Here is a 6,693-nt window from a genome sequence, read left to right on the forward strand (position 1 = left end):
CCCCGATCGAGGTGCCGGCGATGACACTGGGCCTGAGGCCGATTTCGTCCATCGCCTCGATATAGGGGATGTGGGTGAGCCCGCGCGCCGATCCGCCGCCCAGCGCCACCCCGATGCGCGGCTCCGACACCCGGGACGGCGGGCGCTCGACGAACTCGCCGCGCAGCCGCTGGACAATCTCCTGCCCTCGCCGCTGCAGCGGCGTCGGTGCGGCCGGCGCTGTCGGGTCCTGGGTCATGCTGACCATCTAGGCTACGCCCGCCCGGTTTATAAGAGGTTCAGCCTTTCTCGCGTGTCACCGCGCGCCAGCCGATGTCGCGCCGGCAGAAGCCCTCGGGCCAGTCGATCCTGTCCACCGCCGCATAGGCGCGGGCCTGCGCCTCGGTCACGGTCGCGCCGAGAGCGGTGACGTTCAGCACCCGGCCGCCATTGGCGAGCAGCCGGCCGCCGACCCGCATCGTGCCGGCATGAAAGACCACGAGGTCCGGCCCGTCGAGCCCGTCGGCGCCGGTGATCTCGCTGCCCCGGCCGGGATCGACCGGGTAGCCTCGGGTCGCCATGACCACCGTCAGCGCCGCCGCGTCGGTGAACTCGGGCCGATAGCCGGCGAGCTGGCCCCGCGCCGTGCGCTCGAGCATCTCGATCGCATCGGACCTGAGCCGCAGCATCAGCACCTGGCACTCGGGATCGCCGAAGCGCACATTGTACTCGATCAGCTTGGGACCGGTGCTGGTCACCATGATTCCGGCGTAGAGCACGCCGGTGAACGGGGTGCCGCGCTCCGCCATGCGCCGGATCGAAGGGCCGATGATCTCGCGTTCGACCCGGGCGGTCATCTCGGGTGTCATCACCGGGGCCGGCGAATAGGCGCCCATGCCGCCGGTATTGGGTCCGCGGTCGCCGTCCCAGACGCGCTTGTGGTCCTGCGCGCTGGGCAGCATCACCACGTTCTCGCCGTCGCTGAGGGCGAAGATCGAGGCTTCCTCGCCCTCGAGATACTCCTCGATCACGACGCGCGAGCCGGAGGCGCCGAACGCCCCCGAAAAGCAGTCGCGCACCGCGTCCTCGGCCTCGGCGAGCGTCATCGCCACGGTGACGCCCTTGCCGGCGGCCAGCCCGTCGGCCTTGATGACGATCGGGGCCCCCCTCTGCCGGACATGGTCGAGGGCAGGGGCCTCGGCCTCGAAGCGGCCATAGGCCGCCGTCGGCACCCCCGCCTCGTCGCACAGCGCCTTGGTGAACGCCTTCGACCCCTCGAGCTGTGCCGCTGCCCGCGACGGGCCGAAGCACAGCAGTCCCGCCGCGCGCACGTCGTCGCCGAGCCCGGCCACCGCCGGCGCGTCCGGTCCGATGACCACGAAGTCGACCTGGTTGCGCCTCGCGAACTCGATCACTGCCGCGTGGTCGGTAATGTCGCAGATGACGTTCTCGGCAAAGCTCGCCGTGCCGCCATTGCCGGGCATCACGAACAGCTTGTCGCAGCGCTCCGATCTGGCGATGGCCCAGGCCAGCGCGTGCTCGCGGCCACCCGATCCGATCACCAGAATGCGCATGCGCCCTCCCGATATCCGCCTCCTCTCCGTCGCGGAGGAGACACGGCCGCCCTCTAGCACGGGCCCTCCACCCAAGGCCAGTCTGGCCGCTTGCCAGGGCGCCGGCTGCTGGCGCATATGCAGCCGGCAGGGGAGATCGGCATGAACGAGACGAGGATCGAGCGGACGACGCGACGCCGGCCGATGTCGCGGCTCGGCCCGCCCAGCACCCTGCCGCGCTTCCGCTGGCAGCAGCCCATCGCCGATACCGACCCGCCGCCCAATCGCGGCCTGACCTCCGAGGAGAGCCGGCACGGCTTCAACTGGGGCCGCGATTCGATCCTGCCCTACCGCGTCTATGACGATTACGACCGGAACCCGGTCGAAAAGGACATGGAGGTGATCCTCGTCTCCAACGGCCGCCTCGAGGCCAGCGTGGCGCCGCAGTTCGGCGGGCGCCTGCTGTCGCTGCGCGACCTGCGGCTCGGGCGCGATCTGGTGTTCGCCAATCCGGTGTTCCAGCCGGCCAACCTCGCCTCGCTCAATGCCTGGTTCTCCGGTGGCATCGAGTGGAACGGGCTCGTGCCAGGGCACACCCCGTTCACCGTGGCGCCGGTGTTCGGCGGTATCGTCGAGACCGAGCGCGGGCCGATCCTGCGGCTCTACGAGTTCGACCGGGTCGTAGAGGCGAGCTGGCAGATCGACCTGTTCCTGCCGGCCGGCGACGATCGGCTGTTCGTCCATGGCCGCATCGCCAATGCCGGTGACACGGCCCGCCTCGCCTATTGGTGGACCAATGTCGCGGCCCCGATGCAGCCGGGCATGCGGGTGCTCAGCCCGGCCGACTACGCCATCGAGCACGTGCCGCCCGGTAACGAACTCGGCCGCTTCCCGTTCCCCGATCCCGACCGCTTCGACGGCTCCTACCCCGATCGCTGGCGCGATGCGACCTCGGTCTTCTTCCGCGCCCCGGAGGCGCCGCGCCGCTTCATCGCCGCGCTCGACGCCGACGGAATCGGCCTTGCCCAGGCCGCGACGGCGGAACTGGTCGGCCGCAAGTTTTTCTACTTCGGCACCGCGCCGGGCGGCCGGCAGTGGATGGACTATCTCGCCCGGCCGGGCGAGGGCGACTATATCGAGATCCAGAGCGGCATCAGCCCGACCCAGAACCAGCGCTTCGAGCTGCCCGCCCGTGGCGAGGTGCAGTGGACCGAGGTCTATGGCGCGCTGGAGCTCGGCCCGTCATCCGCCCACGACCCGGACTACAGGACCGCCGCCGCGGCGGCGGCAACGGCCATCGACGGGCGGTTTCCCGGCGCCGAACTCGCCGCGATCGACCGCTTTCTGGCCGAGGCGGCGACGCGGCCGCTGACGCGACGCCTGTCGGCCGGCGCGCCCTGGGGAGGTCGTCACGAACGCCTCACCGGTCGGCCGGTCGCCGCCGGGCTCGATTTCACCGTCCGGGGCGCCGACGATTGCTGGGACGACCTGCTGCGTCTGGGGACGTTCTCGCTCGGGAGCCTCGAGGAGGTCCCTGCGGACATCGCGGTCTCCCGCCAGTGGGTCGCGGCGCTCGAGCACAGTTCCGAGCGGCACGGCGAGACCTGGCTGCACGCCCTGCTGCTCTCCATCGCGGCACTCGATCGCGACGAGCGCGAGACGGCCCGCGCGCTGGTGGAGCGCAGCCTCGCGCTGCGGCCAACCTGGCTGGGACTGCGGCAGCGGGCCCTGCTCGCCACCGGTCCGGCCGAGGCGGAAGCCGACTACCTGAGGGCCTGGTCGATGGCCGGGGCGCCCCCGGCGCTGGCGGCCGAGATCGCCGATTTCCTCGTTGCGCAGGAGCGGTCCGCGACGCTCGAGGCCTTCGTCTCCGCCCTGCCGGCCTCGGCCCTCGACAACGAGCGCGTGCACCTCGCGCGGGCCCGCGTGGCCGCGGCCACCGGCGACCTTGCGACGCTCGAACGCCTGCTGCGGCGGCGCTTCGCCACCATCCGCGAGGGCGAGCGGCTGCTCGGCGAACTCTGGCGCGCGCTGCAGCGCGGTCGCCTCGGCGAGACCCTCGGGCGCGAGCCGACCCCCGCCGAACTCGCGGCGCACCTCCGCGCCCACCCGCTCCCTCCGCATCTCGATTTCCGCATGCAGTCCGGCGAGGCTTGACGGACTCGGCCCTTCTCCCGCACCTGTTGGCCATGCCCGCTCCCCTGACCAACGCCGCCGAGTTCACCGTCTCCGAGATCGCCCAGGCGGTGAAGCGCACCGTCGAGGAGGAGTTCGGCCATGTCCGCGTGCGCGGCGAGATTTCCGGCTTTCGGGGCCAGCACTCCTCCGGCCACGCCTATTTCACGCTCAAGGACGAGAACGCGGCGATCGACGCAGTGGTGTGGAAGGGGACCTGGCCACGGCTGATCTTCAAGCCGGAAGAGGGCCTCGAAGTCATCGCCACCGGTCGGCTGACCACCTTCCCGCGCTCCTCGAAATACCAGATCGTCATCGAGCAGATCGAGCCGGCCGGCGCCGGCGCCCTGATGGCGCTGCTCGAGGAGCGGCGCAGGAAGCTCGCCGCGGAGGGCCTGTTTGCCAGCGAGCGCAAGCGCCGGCTGCCGTACCTGCCGCGCGTCATCGGTGTCGTCACCTCGCCGACCGGTGCGGTGATTCGCGACATCCTGCACCGCATCGCCGACCGCTTTCCGAGCCACGTCCTCGTCTGGCCGGTGCGCGTGCAGGGCGAGACCGCCGCCGCCGAGGTGACGGCGGCGATCAACGGTTTCAACGCCCTTGTCCCCGGTGGGGCGATCCCGCGGCCGGACCTGCTGATCGTCGCGCGCGGTGGCGGCTCGATCGAGGATTTGTGGGGCTTCAACGAGGAGATCGTCGTCCGGGCGGTGGCTGCGAGCCGCATCCCGGTGATCACCGCCGTCGGGCACGAGACGGACACGACGCTCGTCGACCACGCCTCGGACCATCGTGCCCCGACACCGACCGCGGCCGCCGAGGCGGCGGTGCCGGTGCGCCTCGAACTCGTCGGCTATGTCGATGATCTGGGGTTGCGCCAGCGCCAGGCGGCGCGGCGCATGGCGGGCAACGCACGGGATCGGCTGCGCGCCGCCGCGGCCGGGCTGCCACGCCCGCTCGATCTCGTCGCCTCGGCGCGGCAGCGGCTCGACCTGGCCTCCCTCAAGCTCTCCGCCGCCCTCAGCCATGCCGGGCAGAAAAAGCGCATCGAGTTCGGTCGCCACGCCGGCAAGCTCGCGCCGATGCTGCTCGTCCAGCGCGCGCGGGTGCTTCGCACGCGCCTCGACGACCTGTCGCGGCGGGCCGATACGGCCGCTTCGCGCGTTGCCGAACGCAAGCGGGCCCGCCTTGCCGCCATCCGGCTGGCGCCCACGGCGCTGCGCAGCGACATCCGGCATGCCCGCACCAGACTGACCCCGCTGCTGGCACGGCTCGATCCGGCCCTGCGGCGTCTCCTCGAGCAGCGCGCGCAGCGGCTGGTCTCGGCGGCAAAGCTGCTCGAATCGGTGAGTTACCGGAACGTCCTCGCCCGCGGCTTTGCCGTCGTCACCGTTGCCGAGGGACACATTGTCCGCCAGACCGGCCAGGTGCGGCCCGGCGACCAGGTGGCGCTGATGCTCAGCGATGGCACCCTTCCGGCCCTGATCGGCGACGGCCCGGCGCCGCGCCGGCGGCCGCGGCCCCGCCCCGCCGACGAGCAGGAGAGCCTGTTCTGATCCGGCCGACCGACCTGGCCTTGTGCCGGCCCTAGAGGTCGTTGGCCTCGACCATGATCATCTTCACGGCATTGTCCTCGACGATGCCGCACCAGACATTGCCGCCGACGGGGCGCAGGGCGCAGCCGGGGCTGGCATTGGCGATGGCGACCGGCAGGTTCTTCCATTCGCTGAAGGCACCGTGCCAGCTCTTCACCCACAGGCGCTTGCCCGGGCCGTTGGCAAACAGGTAGAGCGTGTCCCCCGCCTCGCCGGTGACCACCGGCGAAACCGTGCCGATGACCTGGCCCTGCCAGTCGGCGATGAGGATGTCGCTGCCTGATGTGCGCGTCAGGTCGGAATACTGCACCGGGCTGCCGCTCGAGGTGTCGTAGCAGTGCGCGCCGACCACGAGGATGTCGGTGCAGGTGAGGGTACCGCCGACCTTGACCTCGAGGTTCTGCCAGTCCGTCCAGTCGTCTCCGTCGAAGGCGTTGAGGAACAGCAGGTTTTGCGGTCCCGAGACAAACACGTTGAGCATCACGGCGCCGTCCTCGTCCGTGTTGCGCGCGATGCCCGGGGCGGCCGTGGCGAAGCCGCCGAGATTTTCCCATTCGCTCCAGGTGAACGACTTGGCGTTGTGGCGGATGTGGAAGACGTTGTTGTCGGGGCCCACCGCGACGCAGTCGATCAAGGCGCCGGTGGTGGCGACACAGGCCGGGTCGGATTTGAGCAGCAGGTCGCCGATCGGCGCCCAGCCGGACCAGCCGGCCCCCTGGCCGTCGCCGACCTGGGCGTACATGTGGCCGTCGGTGCCGCGCACGAACACCGCCACCGCGTCGCTTCCGCCGGGCTTGTACCAGACGACGCTGGGTGTCCCGAGCGCCGAGCCGCCGAGGTCGTAGGTCTCGATGGCGCCGGCGCCGGCGACGGCCGCGGTCATTGCCCCGGTGAAGGCGGCGGCGAAAACGATGGATCTGTTCATGTTGCCCCTCGGCTTGCTGTCGGCGCGGCGTCATGATCTCGCCGCGTTCGGGCCACCATGGCGCCGCCAGTCTGAACCGGGGCGGATGGCGGCGTTCAGATTGGCGTCAGCCTTGGCAAAGCCAGCCATCTGGGCCTATATCCAGATTGGACCAGCAAGGCGCCCCGGATGAACATCTTCGACAAGACCTTTTCGCCATCCGAGGCCGAGCTTCGCTACCTCGATGCCGATTATGTGGTTGTAAGGCCTGGCAGTTTTGTCCGCTGTGCGATCACCGGCGCGGCCATTCCGCTGGACGAGCTGACCTACTGGAACGTCGACCGGCAGGAGGCCTATGCCACCGCGGACGCCGCCCACGAGGCGTTTCGGCGCTACGGCCTGACGAGCCGCTAGGCCATGGCGGCACCCGGCCCGCGACGGCCCGGATGGCTGAAGCGCTTGCGCTACCGTCTCGAGGCCGGTGTGCTGC

The 6,693-nt window shown here is 70.9% G+C and carries 6 protein-coding genes; 3 read left to right on the plus strand and 3 right to left on the minus strand.

Features of this window, described 5'->3' with window-relative positions; all coding sequences use genetic code 11:
• Both ACE3TU_RS16995 and purD read right to left on the minus strand, forming a co-directional pair.
• A partial coding sequence (locus ACE3TU_RS16995; RefSeq protein WP_374626320.1) for a patatin-like phospholipase family protein occupies positions 1–247 on the minus strand: 247 nt, incomplete at its 3' end.
• A gap of 31 nt (positions 248–278) precedes the next feature.
• On the minus strand, positions 279–1,553 hold the full coding sequence (gene purD, locus ACE3TU_RS17000) for a phosphoribosylamine--glycine ligase (RefSeq protein ID WP_374626322.1): 1,275 nt from the start codon (positions 1,551–1,553) through the stop codon (positions 279–281).
• A gap of 141 nt (positions 1,554–1,694) precedes the next feature.
• Here purD and ACE3TU_RS17005 point away from each other — a divergent pair, with 141 nt between their 5' ends.
• Together ACE3TU_RS17005 and xseA are read left to right on the plus strand one after the other, a co-directional pair.
• Positions 1,695–3,689, plus strand: coding sequence for a DUF5107 domain-containing protein (locus ACE3TU_RS17005; protein ID WP_374626324.1), 1,995 nt, complete (start codon positions 1,695–1,697; stop codon positions 3,687–3,689).
• Positions 3,690–3,721: 32 nt separating this feature from the next.
• Positions 3,722–5,260, plus strand: a complete 1,539-nt coding sequence (xseA, locus tag ACE3TU_RS17010; protein WP_374626326.1) for an exodeoxyribonuclease VII large subunit — start codon at positions 3,722–3,724, stop codon at positions 5,258–5,260.
• Positions 5,261–5,291: 31 nt separating this feature from the next.
• On the opposite strand, the gene ACE3TU_RS17015 is transcribed toward xseA, so the two are convergent.
• Entirely contained in the window at positions 5,292–6,224 is a 933-nt protein-coding gene (locus ACE3TU_RS17015; RefSeq protein ID WP_374626328.1) for a hypothetical protein, read from the minus strand.
• Between the two features lie 168 nt (positions 6,225–6,392).
• Here ACE3TU_RS17015 and ACE3TU_RS17020 point away from each other — a divergent pair, with 168 nt between their 5' ends.
• The gene (locus ACE3TU_RS17020) at positions 6,393–6,617 is read left to right on the plus strand and encodes a DUF2093 domain-containing protein (RefSeq protein WP_374626330.1); all 225 of its coding nucleotides are present in this window, start codon (positions 6,393–6,395) and stop codon (positions 6,615–6,617) included.
• Positions 6,618–6,693: the final 76 nt, after the last annotated feature.

The sequence above is a fragment of the Devosia sp. genome (assembly GCF_041917035.1).
Taxonomy (GTDB): Bacteria; Pseudomonadota; Alphaproteobacteria; order Rhizobiales; family Devosiaceae; genus Devosia_A.

Bases quoted from the DNA above. Each gene is read 5' to 3' on its own strand.
- ACE3TU_RS17015 (WP_374626328.1), bottom strand. From the start codon at position 6,224: ATGAACAGATCCATCGTTTTCGCCGCCGCCTTCACCGGGGCAATGACC.
- ACE3TU_RS17020 (WP_374626330.1), top strand. From the start codon at position 6,393: ATGAACATCTTCGACAAGACCTTTTCGCCATCCGAGGCCGAGCTTCGC.
- xseA (WP_374626326.1), top strand. From the start codon at position 3,722: ATGCCCGCTCCCCTGACCAACGCCGCCGAGTTCACCGTCTCCGAGATC.
- purD (WP_374626322.1), bottom strand. From the start codon at position 1,553: ATGCGCATTCTGGTGATCGGATCGGGTGGCCGCGAGCACGCGCTGGCC.
- ACE3TU_RS17005 (WP_374626324.1), top strand. From the start codon at position 1,695: ATGAACGAGACGAGGATCGAGCGGACGACGCGACGCCGGCCGATGTCG.